Origin of the sequence: Bradyrhizobium sp. DOA9, from assembly GCF_000617845.2 — a bacterium.
GTDB lineage: Bacteria > Pseudomonadota > Alphaproteobacteria > Rhizobiales > Xanthobacteraceae > Bradyrhizobium.
This window is the reverse complement of sequence record NZ_DF820426.1, coordinates 284542-303387: the sequence shown is the minus strand read 5'-3', so window position 1 is coordinate 303387 and position 18846 is coordinate 284542. Positions and strand designations below refer to the sequence as shown.

The 18846-nt window shown below is 58.7% G+C and carries 10 protein-coding genes and 6 pseudogenes; 5 read left to right on the top strand and 11 right to left on the bottom strand.

What is annotated here, in order from left to right:
* Positions 1–273 precede the first annotated feature (273 nt).
* Complete coding sequence (locus BDOA9_RS37240) at positions 274–474, bottom strand: IS66 family transposase (RefSeq protein WP_244521649.1); 201 nt, start codon at positions 472–474, stop codon at positions 274–276.
* A 245-nt stretch (positions 475–719) separates the two neighbouring features.
* Here BDOA9_RS37240 and istA (BDOA9_RS34675) point away from each other — a divergent pair.
* Positions 720–1953, top strand: a pseudogene (istA, locus tag BDOA9_RS34675) (IS21 family transposase); the annotation flags it as partial.
* Between the two features lie 46 nt (positions 1954–1999).
* Here istA (BDOA9_RS34675) and BDOA9_RS34670 read toward each other — a convergent pair.
* Positions 2000–3070 (bottom strand): annotated as a pseudogene (locus tag BDOA9_RS34670) (IS3 family transposase).
* Between the two features lie 104 nt (positions 3071–3174).
* Between BDOA9_RS34670 and BDOA9_RS40075 the strand changes: the two are divergent.
* A pseudogene (locus BDOA9_RS40075) lies at positions 3175–3418 on the top strand (ATP-binding protein); the annotation flags it as partial.
* A gap of 574 nt (positions 3419–3992) precedes the next feature.
* Here the strand turns inward: BDOA9_RS40075 and tnpB are convergent.
* Positions 3993–4208 carry an IS66 family insertion sequence element accessory protein TnpB gene (tnpB, locus tag BDOA9_RS37225; RefSeq protein ID WP_082847975.1) on the bottom strand — a complete coding sequence of 72 codons (216 nt, stop codon included), beginning with the start codon at positions 4206–4208 and terminating at the stop codon, positions 3993–3995.
* A 522-nt stretch (positions 4209–4730) separates the two neighbouring features.
* On the opposite strand from tnpB, the gene BDOA9_RS34655 reads away from it, so the two are divergent.
* From BDOA9_RS34655 to BDOA9_RS34645, 3 genes are all read left to right on the top strand, one after another.
* Positions 4731–5699: a hypothetical protein gene (locus BDOA9_RS34655; protein WP_025038531.1), complete on the top strand. Its 969-nt coding sequence runs from the start codon at positions 4731–4733 to the stop codon at positions 5697–5699.
* An 87-nt stretch (positions 5700–5786) separates the two neighbouring features.
* Positions 5787–7304 carry an MATE family efflux transporter gene (locus BDOA9_RS34650; RefSeq protein ID WP_152033728.1) on the top strand — a complete coding sequence of 506 codons (1518 nt, stop codon included), beginning with the start codon at positions 5787–5789 and terminating at the stop codon, positions 7302–7304.
* Positions 7305–7514: 210 nt separating this feature from the next.
* Complete coding sequence (locus tag BDOA9_RS34645; RefSeq protein ID WP_082847974.1) at positions 7515–8927, top strand: MmgE/PrpD family protein; 1413 nt, start codon at positions 7515–7517, stop codon at positions 8925–8927.
* Positions 8928–9173: 246 nt separating this feature from the next.
* Here BDOA9_RS34645 and BDOA9_RS34640 read toward each other — a convergent pair.
* The 8 genes and pseudogenes from BDOA9_RS34640 to BDOA9_RS34605 all read right to left on the bottom strand — a co-directional run.
* Positions 9174–9397: pseudogene (locus BDOA9_RS34640) on the bottom strand (integrase core domain-containing protein); the annotation flags it as partial.
* Positions 9398–9608: 211 nt separating this feature from the next.
* Positions 9609–10370, bottom strand: a pseudogene (gene istB, locus BDOA9_RS34635) (IS21-like element helper ATPase IstB); the annotation flags it as partial.
* Positions 10371–10387: 17 nt separating this feature from the next.
* Positions 10388–11938, bottom strand: coding sequence for an IS21 family transposase (gene istA / locus BDOA9_RS34630; protein ID WP_025038528.1), 1551 nt, complete (start codon positions 11936–11938; stop codon positions 10388–10390).
* Positions 11939–12378: 440 nt separating this feature from the next.
* Positions 12379–12615: a hypothetical protein gene (locus tag BDOA9_RS40070; RefSeq protein WP_340162418.1), complete on the bottom strand. Its 237-nt coding sequence runs from the start codon at positions 12613–12615 to the stop codon at positions 12379–12381.
* Positions 12616–12903: 288 nt separating this feature from the next.
* Positions 12904–13521 (bottom strand): annotated as a pseudogene (locus BDOA9_RS38435) (transposase); the annotation flags it as partial.
* Between the two features lie 58 nt (positions 13522–13579).
* Positions 13580–14677 (bottom strand): DUF2817 domain-containing protein, encoded by a 1098-nt coding sequence (locus BDOA9_RS34615; protein ID WP_025038527.1) that lies wholly within the window; start codon positions 14675–14677, stop codon positions 13580–13582.
* Complete coding sequence (locus tag BDOA9_RS34610; RefSeq protein WP_025038526.1) at positions 14667–16190, bottom strand: M20 family metallopeptidase; 1524 nt, start codon at positions 16188–16190, stop codon at positions 14667–14669. Before BDOA9_RS34610 ends, BDOA9_RS34615 begins: the two co-directional genes overlap by 11 nt.
* Positions 16191–17104: 914 nt before the next feature.
* Positions 17105–18502 (bottom strand): CapA family protein, encoded by a 1398-nt coding sequence (locus BDOA9_RS34605; protein ID WP_025038525.1) that lies wholly within the window; start codon positions 18500–18502, stop codon positions 17105–17107.
* Between the last annotated feature and the right edge of the window lie 344 nt (positions 18503–18846).

The window sequence follows — 18846 nt, the reverse complement described above, 5'->3', positions numbered from 1 at the left end:
CTAGGATGGGCAGCGAAGCGCTAATAAATGCTGCCTGAGCGTCGTCCTGAGGTCGCCAGCTCCAGGGCATTAGTCGTGGATGCGCTTGGAGGGATGATCCGCTAGGCCGCCAGCACGTCGGCAAGCCAAGCCTGCGTGTCAATGTCATTGAGCTTGGCAGAGGCGATGAGGCTCTAGATGGTAGCCGCGCGCCGGCCGCCCTCGTGGGACCCAGCGAAGGTTCAATTCGTTCGCCCCACGGCGAACGCCCGGAGCTCACGCTCAGCAGCATTGTTACATGCAAAGCCGTCCGTCATCATTGAAGCGGCTAAATGCATCCCAGCCACTGAGGCCGTAAATGATCGCTTTGGTCGTGCCGTTGTTCCTGGAGAGCTTGGCGCGCTGCTCGCGCAACCACGCCTCCAGCTCGACGATCAGAGGGCGGCTATGCTCCTGGCGCACACGCAAATGTTCCGGCGAAGAAAGACCGTTAATCTCGCGCTCGATGGCGAGCAGGAGATTAATGCTTTCACGCTGGTAGACGTCGCTCTGACGATGAGCGGCAGGTGCAGGCCGTACTTGGCGAACAGGACATGGGCTAGCAGCTTAGGCCCCCCAGGCCCGCGCGCAATCGGATGCGAGAGAGCCGGCGTCTACGCGGTCCGCGAGGGATCGTGCCGACTGGTGATCGCGGCCGGCAGGTTATGCAAGTGGGTTTTCCGCCAGGAGCAATCACTCGCTTGCCCGGCCGACATCACAGATCACCAGATGAGGCTGTACATGAGATCCGTCAGACTGATCGTCCGCCAGTGGTGGCGGCCAAGGCGTCAGTCAGTGCATCGACGCCTATCGGATCGAGAGAGGCTCCCCACTTCCATCGCAGAGGAAGGCTCCATGCGGCCGGCGAGGACCGGACCCGTTGAGCGAAGTGTTCGAGACTGAGAGCGTCCCGGTCCTGAAGGCGTCGCTTGGCTTACGTCCGGTGGCGATCTTCGAGGAGATGCTCCGACGTCATCCGGATCTCGGCAGCGGTATCCATCATACCCTTGAAAGCCGTATCCGTGCCTGGCGGATGATCCACGGCGAGGAGCAGGAGGTAATCTTCCGCCAGACCCATGAGCCCCGGCCAGCTCGGCCTCTCCGACTTCACAGACATGGGCGATTTGGGTGTGACCATTGCACAGGGGTCCTGCTGGATCATTTTCTCTATTACTGCCGTTTGGCCTCTTGCGGCTTCGAGCACGCCCACGTCGTGTTTGGCGGTGAGAGCTTCGTTGCCCTGGCCGAAGGCCTGCAGAATGCCCTCTGGTCGCTCGGTGGAGCGCCCCGGTAGCATCGGACCGACAGTCTGTCCGCCGCATTCTGCAATCTCGATCGCGATGCACGCGACGGTCTGACGCTGCGACACGAGGCCCTTTGTGACCACTACGGCATGAGGCCTTCCCGCAACAATCGAGGCGTCGCCCACGAGAACGGCTCGATCGAAGGGCCTCACGGTCATCTCAAGCGAGCAATCGCGGACGCCTTACTGCTGCGCGTAATGTCAACTTCGACGATCTTGCCACCTATCGCGCCTTCATCGACGAGATAGTCAGCCGCCGCAATGCCCGCAACGCCAAGCGGATTGATAGCGAGCGCGTGGTGTTGCAGGGGCTGCCTGACCGCCGCACCTCCGGCTACGAACAGGTGATCGTCCGCGTGACGTCATCCGGCGGCCTCACGCTGCGGTGTTCTACAACACCGGTCATCGCGCCCGATCGGCCACCGGCTGCGGGCCGCCTCTACGACGATCACCTCGACGTGTTCGTTGGTGGCACGTATCTTCTGACTTTGCCGCGCGGGCGGCCGCATCCCAACGGCAAACACGACCAGGTCGTCGATTATCGGCACGTGATACATTCCCTGCGGCGCAAGCTAAGAGCACTTCTCAATCTGGTCTATCGGGACAGGCTGTTCCCGCGCGAGGGCTATCGGCTATCTCAGCCCGGTTTGAGCTCCTGCCGGTTTGATGGACACCCGGTTAAGCGAATCCGACCACGCGCTCGAACTCAACTGAGCTGAGGTATCCGATCGTCGAATGACGTCCGACCGCGTTATAGAACCGCTCGATCTAGTCGAACACATCTGCTCTTGCCTCGTTCCTGGTGCGATCAGTCTTGCGTTCGGTGCGCTCGGTCTTCAACGAAGAGAAGAAGCTCTCCATCGCGGCGTTGTCCCACACATTGCCGGATCGGCTCGTGCTGCAAACAATCCCGCTGTCAGTCATCAGGCGCTGGAACTGTTCGCTGAAGTATTGGCTGCGGCGATCGGAATGATGCATGAGAGCATCCGGTTTGCCGCGCCGCCAGACTACCATCAACAGCGCGTCCGCAACCAATTACGGTGTCATACTGGAGCTCATCGACCGGCCGACCACACGGCGCGAGAACAGGTCGATCACGGCTGACACGTAGAGCCAGCCTTTGGCGGTCCAGATGTAGGTGAAGTCGGCGATCCACTTCTGGTTCGGCAGCTCACTGACGATCCAGAAGGTTCGCCGGCACGTTCGCTATCTGACGATCGCCTTCGTCCTTCGGTAAGCACCGGCGCCTTGGCCTCGCCCGCCAGGCCTGCAGGCGCATCAGCCGCTCGATCCGATGCAGACCGCACTCGAAGCCGTCTGCCAGAAGGTCTCTCCAGACGCGCCGTGCGCCGTAGGTCCGGTCGCTGGCAATAAAGCTTGCCTTGACCCGCCGAAACCCTCAGCGCGTCGGATAGCCATGCCACCGGCCAAATCGCCCGGTGCGACGAAGACGAACTTCATGTCCCTTCCTTCGCGAAAGAAGGCTGCCGCCCATTTTAGGATATTCCGCTCGGCCTTCAATTTGGCGACCTCGCGGCGCAACCGCTCGATCTCCTGCTGCTCAGCCTTCATCTGCCCGTGGCCAGGAAAGGCCTGCACCGGGTCAGAGCCGAACTCATTGACCCATTTGCGCAGCACATTCTCATCAACGTCCAGGTCTCGGCCCGCTTGCGCCGCCGAGACCCCTCGTTCCCTGCCGAGCTTGACCGCCTCGACCTTGAACTCTCGACTGAACTTTCGTCTCTGCATGACCTACCTCTGGCTCTCGATAAAACACACAATCGCAGTGTCCATCAAGCCGGCAGCAGCTCACAGGCCGAGACCCACGCGCTGTTTGAGCTCATCAGCTTGCACTCATCAGCGCAAGCTACGAGCGCTGCTCGATGCTGATCACCGCCAATCAGCCATTCGGCGAATGGAATAAGGTCTTCCCGGACGCCGCCATGACGCTCGTCGCCATCGATCGTATCATTCACCACGCCACCCATCGTGGAGATAAACATCGAGAGCTATCGCAGGCGCGCCGCGTCCGATCGAAAACGCGGTCCGGGACGGCCGCCCGCGGCACCCAAACCGTCGCTGATTGACGCTCCGTGACAATCAGGCTTCAACAAAACTCTTGGGCGCGACAATCTGTGTGGCAATCATGACCTCGCCGCGATACTGGCTCGCCATCCAGCTTGCCGCGCGCGCCTTCCCATCCAGATCGACGCACTACAGACTTGCGGCGGTCGAACGATGGCACTGCTATCATCTGCGCCGCGGTCTCAGCTTGCGCCGCGTTCTCCTCCAGGTCGGCCAGCTGCAGCTCGAGTTGCTCCAGCAATGCGCCGCGCTCGGGGGCTGTCCGAACTACTCGCGCCGCGACTTCTTGATCGTGAGCTTGAGCTTCTCGATCAGCAAGCTCCCCGCCTGGCCTCGGCTTCCGCGGCCAACCGGGCCGCTCGCTCGGCGCGCAGCATCGCCTGCGGCGCGGTCACAACGTCGGAAAGAGAATCGTCCGTGCCCATCGCCGACCAGAGAATCACAAGGCGCGGTCTTTGTCCGGACCGCTGATCGTGCCCCGATTCAGATCCCCGCGATCAGCCAGCCGCCTGCGGTCGTAAGGTCTGTTGTGGCATTCGCCAGTGGATGCCCTCCAGCAGTTAGCCAAGCTGGGCTCGGGTGATTGTCACCAGCCATCAGCCAACGACGGTGACAGAAAGCGGCCGCGTTCAAACCGCTTGGCATAGAGCGATATGCCCAGTCCATCGGCCCAAAGGATCTTGATAAGCTTGCCGCCCCTGTCCCGGAACACATATGTCGCCGCCGCGCGGGTCTCGCTTGAAGCGCTGTTGGAAGGCGCGACTGGACAAGACGTCGATGACTCCAGGTTGATCGCCGCCATCCCTCGGGTCAGGCCGCAACGACCGTCGCTATCTCAGCGACAATGAGCGCGAAAGGCCACATCGACGTGCTGTTGCCGCAACCCTGGCTCAGCGCCTGCAAGCTCTCCAGGACTATCTTGAGCTTCTCATCCAAGGACGCGCGCCGCCGCCGGCCCACGTCCACCACCTCAAGCCGCTCGACTTCGGCACTGCGCTATAACTTTCCATAAGAACAGTTCTCAACAATACGCCTCATTCGGCGGGGCGGCCTTCGCCAGCACCTAAAACCGCGACATCGTGCGCGGCCGCGATCTGAAGACGATTTGTGGCTGGTGGCATGATCTTTGCTGCACAATTTGCACTGCGTGACGATGCGCGAGGTACAACCGTTTCGCCCCGGTCTCCGCGGGATAGCCGATGGAAGAAAGTTTGAGGGGGCCAATTGGCTCACACTCGGACATGGCAACTTGCCCCCCTCTGAGCGTGCCGCTTAGGGCGCCTGAAGTCCGTCGGCAGTGTGCAATGGTCAGAAAGGATCCGTTATGAGCTCCCAGCTGCTTTACCTATCGAACGCCGACGTTCAAGCATTGGAGATTTCACCACGCGAGGCACGGGAGGCAATTATCAAGGGCTTCCGTGACAACGCGGCGGGTCGAAATATAGGTCTTCCAAAATCGTCTATCCGGAGCGACTCGGGAGGATGGTTCATCTCGATGAGTTCAGCTTCAAAGAGTAGCCAACTCGCGACCATGAAGGCAGTGGCCGTTGTTCCGGTCGAAGATCCCAATGGGCCATCAGGAATCAATGGTCTCGTCTGCGTAAGTGACTTCAAGACAGGAGTACCGGTTGCCGTACTCGACGCAAATTCCATAACGTTGTTGAGAACAGCTGCAATGTCGGCCGCCGCAGCCGCTTATCTCGCGCCCGGCGCCCCACACACGATTGGCCTCGTCGGGTGTGGGTTACAGGCGCTTAGTCACCTCCATGCGTTCGCGGACCTATTCCCGTCTATCCGAAGGGTCAACCTTCTGAGTCGGACTGCGCGGTCTGCGGAGAGGCTTGCGGTCATGGCGGCAGAAAAGAAGCTTGTCCCAGCGATATTGGACGGGCCCGATGAGCTTTTGAGTGGAAGCCAGATCGTGATCTCCACGGTTCCCAGTTCCCCCCAATTGAAAGCGTTTCTGGATGCACGTTTGATGCCTTTATCATCGTTTGCATCAGCTGTGGATGGAGGCAGGAGCTGGCGGCCTGAGACACTCAGTGCCTTCGATAGGATTATCACCGACAGCCTCGCGCAGTTTTCCTCGCCGATAGACGACTCAGATCGCCCTGTGGAGTCCATAAAATACCAGGACGATCTCGCGCATCTTGTTTCAGACGTGCCAAGTCACGCCAATCCGATTAGAGCTCTGTTTGGCTTTCGCGGATTTGTAGTCGCAGATCTAGCGTTGGCGGAGTTAGCGATCAGAAAAGCACGCGAACTCAGCGTCGGAACGTGGCTACCCCGTTGATACCGGTCGCACAGAAGACCACGTCGTCAGCCCATCGACGTGGTCTGCATAGGGAGCGGCCCTGCCCCGGGCCCTTGAGGAGTGCTCGTGAGGCAGAGCTTCAGAAGTCGAGTATGGTTCATCTATCAAATGCTAAGTCCACGCGAGAGTGATCCTTTTAGGGAGCGGATTGGTAGAACAATAGAGGCGGCTCGGCGACAACTGTCGGGCCACGTGCCCCGGAACGCTGCGGCGTCTGGCGCTATTTGGCAGCTGATCGCCGAAGTTGGCGAAACGGCGAAGATCGCTTTTCCAATTGTTGCAATACAGCTGGGGCAGGCCGCGATGACCATGACCGATATGCTCCTTATCGGGGGCATCAGCATTGATGCGCTCGCAGCTGTCGCAGTCGCTGGAAGGGTGTATCTTACGACGTTTGCGATCGCTTTAGGAGTTTTAGCTCCGATTGCTCCAGTCGTCGCGCAGGCGTGCGCCGCCGGGAAGCTGGAGTCAATAAGAGGCGCGCTGCGCACTGGTTTGTTGTTGGCTCTAGCGCTCTCGTTGCCCTTGATTGCTCTAGCAACCCATGCTGAGCAGGTACTACTGCGCCTCGGCCAGGCGCCGGATGTGGCGCGGCTTAGTCAGCAATATCTGTCAGGGCTGTGTTGGGGTGCTGTGCCAGCGCTGTCATTTCAAGCCATTCGGAACGTCATGGACGCAGCTCACCGGCCACAACCGTCGCTTTGGATCACGCTTGCGGCGATCCCGACTAATGCTCTGCTCGTGTACCTGCTGATTCATGGGAGAATCGGCTTTGCCTGCCAACCCCTTCTTGGTGCCGGGCTCGCGACTGCAGTTATCAACTGGACAATGTTCCTCGCTGGAGTCTGGTTCATCACAAGCTGCCGCCCTATCAGGGCCTATCGATTGGCGTTGCATTGGTGGTTAATCGATTGGATGCTTATGTGGCGGCTTATCGCTGTTGGAGCGCCGATTTCATTGACGTCTGCGCTCACCTATGGCGCGTATTCGGTTGCAGGACTGTTAGCGGGGGCCATCGGCAGCAATGCAGCTGCCGCCCACCAGATCTCGCTCCAGGTCGCGTCGATTGCTGCTTTGATGTCGTTTGGGATCAGTATGGCTACAGCGGTACGCGTTGCCGAAGCCGTAGGCCGCCATGATGGTCATGGAATGAGACGTGCAAGCTTGGCTGCAATGTTGCTCGCCATTGTGTGCTCTGCAACGCTAGCTGTTTGTGTGGTTGCTACCAGGTTCAAAATAGCGCACTACTTTTTGCATTCCGGCGCTCCCGAAATCGATCTCGCAATTAACCTTGCTGCGGACCTCTTGTTGGTGAGTGTGTGTGGTCTTATACCGACTGCTGTACATAACGTAGCCGCGGGCAGCCTGCGAGGCCTACAGGATACGCGAATGATACCACTTTACGCTGGCATAGCTTACTGGCTGATTGGTGTTATCATCAGCTACGTACTTGGGTTGAAGTTGAGATTGGGCGTTATTGGCATATGGACGGGCCTGCTAATCGGGACAGTAATATACGCGATCCTTCTTGTTTCGCGGGCACAAGTGCTCGTTTGCAGGATGTTTCGAGAATGCGATGATTAGGTGAGTGTCACGAAAGGGCAAATGAGCCTCGCTGTTGCCGTCCACCTGTCAGGGACGGCTCGCAACGTGTTTGTCGATCCAACTGCCGACAGTGAACGTCGTTGTGGGTAGTCGTTCTTCTGGGGGTGCGCAATAGCAACGGTCAGGGCGGACATGGAATGGCATAGTGATTGCACCCGCTAGGAGCAGGACCTTGCTCAGGATTAGCCAATGGACGATCACCGCACAGATATGACTGGAGCACTCGCGCGATTTATTTCGAACTTAGACTTGGTCAGTGTCCCAGCTAAGGTCCAATCGGAGGCACGTCGTCTTTTGCTAGACTCGATCGGCTGCATGTTGTTGGCCGCGCGAACGTGTATTGCGCCGGTCTCGGTGCAGATGGCAGAGTTCCTAGGGGCTGGCGACGTTGCAACTATCATTGGATGCGATCGACGCGGAAGCACGGCGGGAGCATTGTATGCGAATGGCCGTCTTGCAAACTGCATGGACCTCGATGAAACGTTCCCCGTCGGGCACCATTTCGGGGGAGCCACCGTTGCTGCGGCGCTCGCGTTGGCAGAGGAGCAAAATGCGAGTGGTGCAGAGTTCTTACAGGCGGTGATTGCGGGATATGAGCTTGGAGGGCGCGTGGCTAGTGCTTGCGGAGCGCACATGTTCGGTGCAATCGGTCGGCTGTACCATTTTTCCGTTTCCACTGCGTTTGCGGGAGCGGGAGTTGCGATTCGACTCGGTTTGCAGGACGAAGCTTTGGCACGGCAGACGCTTGGGATAGCCGGTTCGAATACTCCGTTGCCAAATATGTGGCCCGGCAAATCGACGGAGTTGCCCCATTCCAAATACCAAGATGCCGGCTGGGCGGTGCTTGCGGGAGTCTTCGCCGCACGCTCAGCCACATTTGGCGCGACTGGACTATCCGCCATATTTGACGACCAGCCTGGTCTAATCCGAATGTGCGGTACACATCATTTCGATTCGGATCTGCTAGTTGGAGATCTAGGTGCGCGGTGGATGTTGTCGGATATTACCTATAAGCCGTGGCCAACGTGTCGCTGGATGCATCATCCGCTCACAGCGCTGTTGGAAGCCATCGATAGCGCGGATGTAGATCCCGCAGGTGTGGAGCGGGTGGTAATTGCTACAAACGTGCTACTCTCCGGGGCCCGCTTCGCAAACACCCGGCCTGTTACTTGGGTGTCGCGTCAGTATAGTATCCCACACGCAGTTGCGATGATCCTGCTCGGCATGCCAATCAGCACTTGGTTGGACGACGAGCATGACAGAAATGAAGCGGTACAGGAGCTTAGAGAACGCGTTATCGTGGAGCATTGGGACGATGCCGACTGTTACTTGGATCATATTGTTAAGGGCCAATTGCGAAATATGCCTGCTCGTGCCACGGTCATAATGCGAGACGGGAAGCACTTTGAGGCTGAAACGGAATTTGCGTTGGGAGATCCGTGGACGAGCAGAACGGCATACGGGGACGGAGACGTAATTAAGAAATTTCGTTCGATCAGTGGTCTATCAAGTAGACGCGCGGACGAAGTGATCGAAGCTGCGCTCGGGATTGAGCAGCTACGAGACGTTCACGGGCTTACACGGCTCTTAAGAGTTTCCTGATGTTTTATGTTCTATGCGCTGCGTCACTTTTCGGGGTGCGAACCAGGGAGAAACACCAAGACGCGCAAGCTGGCAGTTTTTCGAGTCCTGGTGTTCAGGGACTGAGAGCTTGTCAAGAGGGTTTCGCGGTAGTTATTTCTAAGCTCTCATGGGCGCCGCTGACGGCTGAGCCGGTCCCGGTTGTCTGAACAGAATTTCCGCGTCGATAAGTGGAGCCTCTGCCGGGGTTAGGCTGCCGTGCGGAGGGGCAGCGAGGTCAAAATAGGCTTGATCCGGTGTACTGCCATCAAGGCTCGAATGTGGGGGCGACAATTGTAGAATTGTAGGGCCGACGAGTCACGAGCTTCGCTGACGTTCTCGTAGGCCCGCAGATAAAACTCCTCGTACTGGACGCTGCGCCACAGCCGCTCAACGAACACGTTGTCCTGCCAGGCACCTCGGCCGTCCATACTGATAGCGATGGCGTTGTCGGTGAGCTCGCCGCAGAACGGCGTGCCAGTAACCGGCGAGGTAAGCATCCGGTGAGGCTTTCAATTACCCACAAAGTCTCCTCCGACTGCGCATTTCGCAAAAACGGGACAGTGGTTTCGCTAACTGACGGACAGCAGTTTCGCTAAATCGCGGACAGCGTGGCGGCGCTGGCTTTTGGTTGCCTGATTGTTGAAGTCGGTTGGTATTCGTTTCGCTGTTTTCGACGTTGGTCAAGGGGCGCGCAGCTGTTTTTCTTCGCATGCTGTCGCCTTCGAGAGCGATGCGGTGGGAGTTGTGGATGAACCGGTCGAGGATAGCGTCTGCGATGGGTGGCTCGCCGATCATGTCGTGCCATTGGGCAACGGGCAGCTGGGCGGTAATCAAGGTCGATTTGCGCCTATAGCGCTATTCGAGGATTTCGAGGAGATCAAGGCGCTGCTGGTCATTGAGGATGTGGGTGCCCCAGTCGTCGAGGATGAGCAACTGGACACGTGCGAGCCTATCGATGAGGCGCGGGAAGCGACCATCGAGACGGGCCATGGCGAGGTCTTCGAACAGGCGCGGCATCCGCAGATAATGGACGGAATGATCGAGCCTGGCCGCCTGGCGTCCGAAGGCGCACGCCAGCCAGGTTTTGCCAGTCCCGGTCAGGCCGGTGATGATGAAGTTCTCATGGGCTTTCAGCCAGGCGCCCTGCGCCAGTTGGAGGGTGTTGCGCCGGTCAAGGCCGCGGCGCGACGCGAAGTCGACGTCTTCGATACAGGCGTCGACGAAGCGCAGCTTGGCTGCGGCGAGGCGATTGGTCAGGCGCCGGTCGGCGCGCACGGCGGCTTCGCGATCTAGCATCAGGCCGAGCCACTCGTCGCGGCTGAGATCGGCGGCATTGTCCTGTTCGGCCAATTGCCGGTAAGCGGCCGCCATTCCGGCAAGGCCGACGGCCTGCATCTGGTCGAGGGTCGGGTGGGTCAGCATCACGATCTTCCTTTCCTTCATTGATAATAGGCGCCGCCACGGATGTTGGCGTGGGAGGGCGTGGCTTTGATGGGCTCGGCGGCAGGGCTCGCGCGGTCCAGCCCGGATTTGAGGATGGCGCTCACGGAGGAGTAATTGATCGCGTTGATGGCGAGCGCCCTCTCACAGGCCGCTTCCAGCCGATTGCGCTCGTAGCGCCGCGCCAGGGCGATGATCCCCATGGCGGAGCGATAACCCTGCTCGGGATGCGGGCGCTCACGCATCATCCGCTCGACCAGGGCGGCGGCGTTGACGCCGACCCGCGCTGCCATCTTGATCAAACTCGCCGGCGTCATATTGGCGTAACGCTGATGGGCCTTGGGCATGTGCTCGTTCACGGTGACATGGCCGCTGCGCTGAGAGCGGCGCACATGGCTGGCGACACGCGTGTGATCCTGGAAGATCTCGACGGCTCGATACGTGAGCCGGACGTCCACCCGACGGCCGATCAGTCGGTGCGGCACCGAGTAAAAGGTCTTGTCGACTTCGACGTGATAATCGGGATGGACCTTCGCCGTTTTCCACTCGGCGTATTCGAACGGTTCGCTCGGCAGCGGCGCCAGCGCCTCGCGCTCGATCTCCTCGAACAGCTGCCGGCGGGATTTGCCGATATGGCGCATCGGCCGATTGTTTAGCTCCTCCAGCAAACCGCCGATCGCGGCATTGAGATCGGTCAGGTTGAAGAAGCGCCGATGGCGCAGCCGTGCCAGAATCCAGCGCTCAACAATTAGCACCGCGCCTTCAACCTTGCCCTTGTCGCGCGGCTTGCGGCTGCGGGTCGGCAAAATCGTCGTGTCGTAGTGCTCGGCCATGGCGGCAAAGGTTTGGTTGAGCGTCGGCTCGAACCATAACGCCTTGACGACCCCGGCCTTCAGATTGTCGCAGACGATCGCCTTGGGGACTCCGCCGAAGTACGACAGGGCCCGGGTCTGGCCTTCGATCCAATCTGGCAGTCGCTGACCGAAGCTCGCCATAGCGAAGGTCAGCGACGAGGCCCCGAGCACCGCGACAAATATCTGCGCCTGACGGATCTCGCCGGTTTGCGGATCGGTCACCTCCACCGTCGGGCCGGCATAGTCGGTCTGCATCACCGCACCCGCCGCGTGGCGGTGGCGGAAGGTTGGGTTCGCCCGCAGCCGATAGGCGTCAAACTTCTCGCAGAACCAAGTGTAACCGTAGCCGTCGGGATGAGCCATCCGGTATTCCTGCCAAAGCAGCGTCAGCGTCACGCCCTTCCGCTTGAGTTCCTGCGCCACCCGTGGCCACTCAGGCTCGCTCAAGTCCTGCGGCGGTCGTCCGACCCGCCGGAACAAGGCCCGCTGTAACGCCGCCTCGCTCTCGCAAATCGGCGGCAGCGGCCAGCTCAAGCCCGCTTCGCGCGCCCGCAGCAGGTAGGTGGCAACCGAGGTCTTGCTGATCTGCAGCCGTTCCGAGACTGCCCGCACCGACAGGCCCTGCTCGTACGTCAGCCTCAGGATCGATCGTAGGTCCTTCACAGTGGTTCGTTTCGCTTGCTTCCGTCTCGGCATTGCCCCTCTCAAACTCAGCTTGAGAGAGAACATTGCCTGAACGGCGCTCCCGAAAACCAACCTCCCGCAACTGTCCGCGATTTAGCGGAATCCCTGTCCCGGAATTACTGAAATCTCTGTCCGCGAATTACCGAAATCGCCGTCCGGGAATTGCCGAAACACGCACCTCCGACCATGGCGCCCAGCGCGATGTCGATGTGGCGTGACAGCCGGCGCCACATGACTGTATTGCCGAGCGGCGGATCGGCGGATCGCTGGCGCGGGCGAGATAACCGCCGAGCCGGGCGTTCTTGATCAGATAGTGCGAGAGCGTTTTCTGCCTTGCTTTTGGTTTGCCGTTGGCGAGGCCATCGAGCACACCAATTCAGTCGCAGTCAACGCCAGGTTAGCTCGAATGCATCAGGATGCCGCAAACCGTGTGCGATCTGAGGCGACCCGCCTTATCCCGCCCACTGTTTATGCTCTGGTGATGCAGATCGCTTCTGACTTCTCGCGTTGATAGCTAAACTCCGTTGTGTCGTGCGGCACAAGAACGAAATCTTTAACAGCGGCGGTACGATCACGTGTCGATTGGAAATGAAATTGCCGGTCAGAATGTCCACTTCGCTGACCCGGTCATTCGAGAAGAAACCTTTGGCTGCCTTGGTCTTCGCCCAATCCTGGCAGACGAGCGGAATGCTTTATCCCATGGCGCTTCCAATCTGCGTGAGCAGTTTGCGGAATCTGTCGCGGAGCCGCGCGTCTAAACTCGCATCCACTACTCTCTCGATCAATCCAACATTCGCCTTCCAAGGACCGCAAACGGCCTTTTGCCGATCGATCCCTTAATGTCAGCCCCCATAGAGCCCCCTCGCGAATCAGGTGCTCAGCAAGGAATTACAAGTGATTCTTTCGACTCAAGAGTTTGCCGATAAGCAGATCAGCCTGAGTGGGAAAAGTTATGGGTAATTGAAAGTCTCGAGCTGCCGGTCGCCGCTGTCCTTCGGCAAGCGCCGGCGTCGCGGCCGCGCCCGCAAGCCTTGCAGGCGCATCAGCCGTTCGATCTGATGGGCCACAGTCCGCCCTATCGGCGAGCAGATCGCGCCATACTCGGCGCGCACCATAGGTGCGATAACTCGCCATGAAGCTGGCCTTGACGCCTTGACCTTGCCGCCGAGCTCTTCGTCGCTGCGAGATCTGGCGTTGGGAGAGCGGTTCAGGCAGGCATGGAACCCCGACCGCGAAACCCCCAGCGCATCGCATAGCCATGCCACCGGCCAGATCGCCCGGTGCTTCGCGATGAACGCGAACTTCATGTCGCTTCCTTAGCGAAGAAGGCTGCGGCCGTTTTTAGGATGACCCGTTCGGCCTTCAGCTTAGCGACCTCACGGCGCAGCCGCTCGATCTCCTGCTGCTGCTCCGGCTCCATCTACCCATGGCCAGGAAAAGCTTGTGCCGGGTCGGAGCCAACTCCTTCACCCATTTGCGCAGAACATTCTTATGAACATCATGGTCGCGGCCGACTTGCGCCGCCGACACCCCACGTTCCCTGACCAGCTTGACTGCCTGACCTTGAACTCGCGACTGAACTTCCGTCTCTTCATCGCGCGCCTCCGGCTTCTTGAAACACCGAGTCTCGATGTTCATCAAACCGGCAGCAGCTCATACTGCAAATGCGTCGAGCGCTTGGCGATGGATCATATGCGATCTCCAAGCAACCATTTCCTTCCAGTCCAAGCTTTGCGGAGTTGAGTTGTTTCTCGTGGTTGTGCGAATCTGGCGGCTTAGTTCGGAGTCTCCATCTTGCGGGCGATTGACGAACAACCACTGCTCTCTGCGCCTTCCCTCAGCAAGGACGTCGGGAGGATAAGTGCCGTACTCTAGACAAATGTAGGTATGACGATCCCCCAGAGCAGTCTCCCAGAAGTCGTCTTGCGTTCCGTACAGCAGGGTTGCAGCGGAAGTCCCGAGCATCGGCGACGTGGCTGATGGGCCGAAGATCTTTAGGGCACGCTCGTATCCATCCAATCCTGACACTTCTTCGGTTTGCAGCTCGCCGTAGCCATAGGGGCCGAGGCCGCTGTGATAGTCGATGATGATGACCTGATCTCGGGCCGCCACATCAAAGTCCTTTGCAATTTGCTCAAGTGTTCGCCTTGCTTCGGTCGGTCCGGTCCCGCGGTAAAAGATGCCACCAGGTCGGGTGTGTTGACCGGATTGCCGCGCCATTCGGAATGCTAGCTCACCATGCGCCTTCCGATACGCAGCAATCGCCTCATCGGCACGTCGAATGGTCTTTTCGGAGAGATCTGGCGGAACGAAGTGCTCCGCTAACTCCTCGTACCCTGGATTTGGAGGAAGCGGCTTGGTGAAGTCGACGAAGTTTCGATTCAGATCGCATCCCTCCGCAGTCACCCGTCGATCCCACGCAAAACCATAGCAGTTGAGAGCGTGGACTAGTAGAACGCCTGTAGTGCGGGGCAGGGCTTCAGCCATGTTGGATTGGAGGAAGAGCAGCTGGCTTGCGGAGCCGCAGTACCCTTCAGGCCCATGCGTGGCTGAAACGAGAACCAGCAGCTTCTTGGCATCCGGGCTGCCGAAATATGCAGCGTCGGTGAAGAGCGGCTCGCCCGATGGCCCCCTTGCGGTGCACGGATATGCTTTGGCTTTGGGTGCTACCGTTAAGAACTTCTGCCTCGCCTCCGCATAACTATCGGAAAAGACGAGAGGAGCGATTTGTTTTGCACCATCAAGAGTCATCGTGATCGGTCTCCATGCGGTTTGTCGAAATATGCGCGGTCTGTTGGCGGAGTGCGCCTTCCCTACTCAGGGCCTCGGTGCGGACGCGTTGGCTGTGTCGAAGACGAGAGTCTTTCAAGCTCCCCACGTTTGGGGTCCCGCCAGAACCAAGGTCCCAAAAAAGGCAGGTCATGATGTCCAGCGCTTCACGAATCAAATGCAACGGCAAATGCTCGTTGGGTGCGTGCTGTGAGCAAGCGCCATAAGAGTGGTTGACCCAGAGGGTGCGCACGCCCAGGATCTCAGCAAATATGTAATTAGGAAGGGAACCAGCGCTGTTGGGAAGGATAGTGATTTTCTTTCCGCTGGCGCGCGCGATCGACGCGGCGGCCCACTGTACCCAAGCGTCCTCCGGGTCCAGCCGCGTGGGTAGATCCACTGGCTCATCCGTCCTCTGCACCTTCACATGCGGGAACCCATGCCGGTCCAAATGCCGACGCAGCGCTGGGAGGATTCCCTCCGCGTCTACACCTACTGGAAAGCGCAAATGGCAGCGAGCCCAAGCGCGTGGTGGAATGGCGTTCATGGGCTTCTCAGGATTGCCTGTCTTGAACGCGAGAACCTCGAAGCTGGTCCACCCGATCAGACGCTCAGCCGGCGTAAGGCCGGGCTCGCCCCACCACGACTCGATCTCGGGCCCGCCCTCTCCAGGGTTCACATCACAATCAGCCAGAGCTCGGCGCACTGAAGGGGGCACTTCACTTGGTACCCATTCTGGGATGCGGATTTGCCCCGTTGCCGAGCAGATGGTGGCGATGGCATTGGCAAGCTGGATGCCAGGACTTGAGATTAGCCCTCCCCAATTGCCCGAATGGTGGGCTCGTGCGCGCGACTCGACCGCCAGATCGAAGTTGAAGCAGCCTCGCGAGCCGAGTCTAAGGGTCGGCCGATCGGCCTGCAAGCGTGGACCATCCGAGGCGATCATCACATCGGCACTCATCGCCTCGCGATATTCACTGCAGATCTCACTCAGACCCGGCGAACCTGCCTCCTCGCCCATTTCAATTAGGAATTTTGCGTTGAAGCCTAGTCGCCCGCGTGTGGCGATCACATGTCTCATCGCTTCCATGTTGATGGTGTGCTGCCCCTTGTTGTCCGCAACGCCGCGGCCATACCAGCGTCCGTCGCGTTCAATCAGCTGCCAAGGCTTCAGCCCCTCGTCCCATTCATCGTCCAGGCCGAAAATCACGTCGCCGTGGCCGTAGCTGAATACAGTGGGCACCTCCGGCGTTTCGATTCGCTCGGCGAGCAGAAAGGGCCCCTTGGCTTTTGCATGCTCAATGAGTTTCCACGTGAACCCCATTTCAGCAAATGATGGCCCAATCTCGTCGACGAGGTATTGGCGCAGGACGTTTGCTCGCTCCGGCTTCTGGCTTTCTGTAGGAAAGGCGACGCGGCGGTCGAGAATGCGGAATAGCTCGCCCGACTCAAAACTCATGCGGGCGCGGGAAAGCGCGGCTTCCAAGGTCTTCATGTTAATACTCAGTTCGCGTGAAAGTATCGGCCTTATTGGTTTCTTGCGCGACGTCCGTCGCACGGCTTCGAGCTTATCGAGCGTAAGTGCGAACAGAGAACCGCCGGTAAGACATCGGGCACGGCAACCAAGGTATCATTTTCCACGAAGAAGCCCTGATTACCGCCTGCAAAAGCGTGTTGTTGTCCGCATTGGCAAAGAGTGAATCCGCTCATGTAAATGTCTAATTGCAGTTAGCCGATGGCCTTTGATTGAGCCAACATCATTGTACGGGTTGCCTCGATTGAATTTCTGCGGTTTCGTAGGCCGACCAGCAGAAGTTCTGCGCTTGATCTCACAACGGCGCACGTTTTCCATCTGCCTCTAACCAAATTGCGAACTGTTGATTGGTGCACGCTCCAAACGATAAGGCCAAAAGGGGTGCATCGGCGCCAAAGTTAGTTGCCGCCGGTGCGAGTTTGTTCGCAAACCAGTACTACCATACCGCGATGCTCTCGCTACGATCGGCGTAGTCCGTCGGCGATATCCCACGTGCCGGTCAACGATGGCTTCAGATTGCCGGGAACCTAGTGCCCGAAGACCGTGGACGAGACCATAAAGCCGCCACGCGTCCCAAGGTCACCTCCTGATTGACCAAGTTTACCCAAATGAGCTCACCGTCCCTTTTATAAGCGTGATGCGGTGGCCAAAGCATCGACCATGGACAGCAGCAGAGCTCGGGCCGCGGTCGGACGCTTCGCATGACGTCCAACGCAACACTAACCAAGCAAAGTCCTTTTCGTGACGCTCTTTTTCAGCGTCCTACAGCCGTCTTTAGGCGACGGTCAATGACCACTCCTCGGTAGCAGCTCGCATTCCAATGTTGAGAGCCTCCGCGCTGAACTTCTTGGAGAATATGCCAGAACGCAATTTCCTCAGAAATCCCGCTGCGAAGGGCCGCCGGGCTCAAACCTGATTACCCCAACTTCGTCCTCAATCGCGATTCGTGTTCCAAATGGCTTTGAGAGTTTCTGGAGGCGCTCGAGAATGGCTCTTGCCTTCTGAGCCGTCACGCGACCAGGAATGCCCCGATTGGCAAATCTCTTCGAGTGACCAAGCTCGATCGGATAAAGCCTCAATTCCGCAAGTTGATTCTGCTCGAAGCGGCTGACAGAAATAATGCTCTCATAGAAGAGTGGATCTGAAAGTGCCACATCCGTCTCGTATCCTCTTGCCATCTCCGCGACCGTGACCTCAGCATCTGTGTCGAGCCGTGGGTCTTTGCCGTAAGCAGCAAACATGTCGGCCCCCACGGGCGTTCGGAGGTCATCCGTGATGAAATTCCCGAGGCTATAGAAGATCGGCCGGCGCTTATAGATCTCGATGCCCCGCAACTGATGCGGTCCATGTCCGACATATGCGTCGGCCCCGGCGTCAATCAGTTGATGCGCTAGCGATTGTTCGTAGTCGGGCGGCTCTTGGCTCCAGTTCCCAGGTTGATGGCCGTGGTTGGTAGCAATGCAGAAGTCGGCAAACTGCTTGCCCCGGCGAACGTTTCGGAGAATGCCATTGAGATCTCTATTGTCGGCCGCGTAGCTGTAGCCGGGCCTGTCGCCGGCTTTGTAAGTGGCGCCAGCCAGCAGGACCCGGTTTGGATTATCGCCTGCTGAACTGAAGCCGGGCAACGAATCGCGTATCCGCTTGAGGCTCTCGAGCATTTCTGGCGGAACTACGATGCTTCGAGCCAAGCGAAGGGCATTCAATCCCGGTCTGCCCGGCGCTTCGCCGGCAGGCTCGCACGCGCGCGACATAGGCGTGAAGGATGCAGCAATAGAAACAAGCGCGACTCGTCCCCGTGGTGTCTCCAGAAAACGAGCGGCGCCTGCCTGGGCCAGGTTCTCGCCGACACCCGCATACGTGATCCCATTCTGAGCGAGGATCCGGCATGTTTCACGCATGCCGTCAACTCCCCAGTCAAACGCATGATTGTTTGCGTAACTTAAGATGTTGAAGCCCATCGCTTTCAAATCAGGCCCGAGCTCTGGCAGGCTGACGTGATACGGACCTCCGCATTGCGGGCTTCCCTTAAATGATCGGACATCGAAGATGTTGGTTTCCAAGTTGCCGAACGTGACATCAGCTTCATGAAGTCTCTTGACGATCTCAGCGAAACTGGCATCCCCACATGCGGTCAGAGGCCTGCTGACGATGAGGTCACCGACTGCTACCATCGTAAAACCGTCAGTAACGTTGGTTGCCAACGAACCGACCTTATCATAGCTGCCTCTCTCCGTGGTCGAATGACCGCCGTTTTCGTGAAAGTGTCTCTCCATAAGATCTCCCGTACTCTCCGACAGCGCGTGGCGTCCCTAAACGCCATGCGTAAGGCTTAAGCCTCTTGCAAGGGCATTAAATGCGTCGTTTGAACCCCGCGTATCCTCTTAGAGAGCTGATGCGGAAATGTGCAGTCTGCGTCCCTATTTGTTCTGATCTAAAGGGGGCAGGCCAGTCTATTGATTATGGACTGCTTGGAGCCTAGCTATCAGCTCTCCTCGGCCGCGGAGATCCGAAAATAACGAAGGCACTCGAGCATCTCGCGAAGGTGTTGGGTTTGTATCGTTGCGTTGTCCATGTGTTTGAGCGCAATTCCTTTTGCAGGCACCAATAATAGCAAAGT

Bases quoted from the DNA above. Each gene is read 5' to 3' on its own strand.
- istA (WP_025038528.1), bottom strand. From the start codon at position 11,938: ATGCCGAGACGGAAGCAAGCGAAACGAACCACTGTGAAGGACCTACGA.
- BDOA9_RS34655 (WP_025038531.1), top strand. From the start codon at position 4,731: ATGAGCTCCCAGCTGCTTTACCTATCGAACGCCGACGTTCAAGCATTG.
- tnpB (WP_082847975.1), bottom strand. From the start codon at position 4,208: ATGGCGGCGATCAACCTGGAGTCATCGACGTCTTGTCCAGTCGCGCCT.
- BDOA9_RS34610 (WP_025038526.1), bottom strand. From the start codon at position 16,190: ATGAAGACCTTGGAAGCCGCGCTTTCCCGCGCCCGCATGAGTTTTGAG.
- BDOA9_RS34605 (WP_025038525.1), bottom strand. From the start codon at position 18,502: ATGGAGAGACACTTTCACGAAAACGGCGGTCATTCGACCACGGAGAGA.
- BDOA9_RS34645 (WP_082847974.1), top strand. From the start codon at position 7,515: ATGGACGATCACCGCACAGATATGACTGGAGCACTCGCGCGATTTATT.
- BDOA9_RS34615 (WP_025038527.1), bottom strand. From the start codon at position 14,677: ATGACTCTTGATGGTGCAAAACAAATCGCTCCTCTCGTCTTTTCCGAT.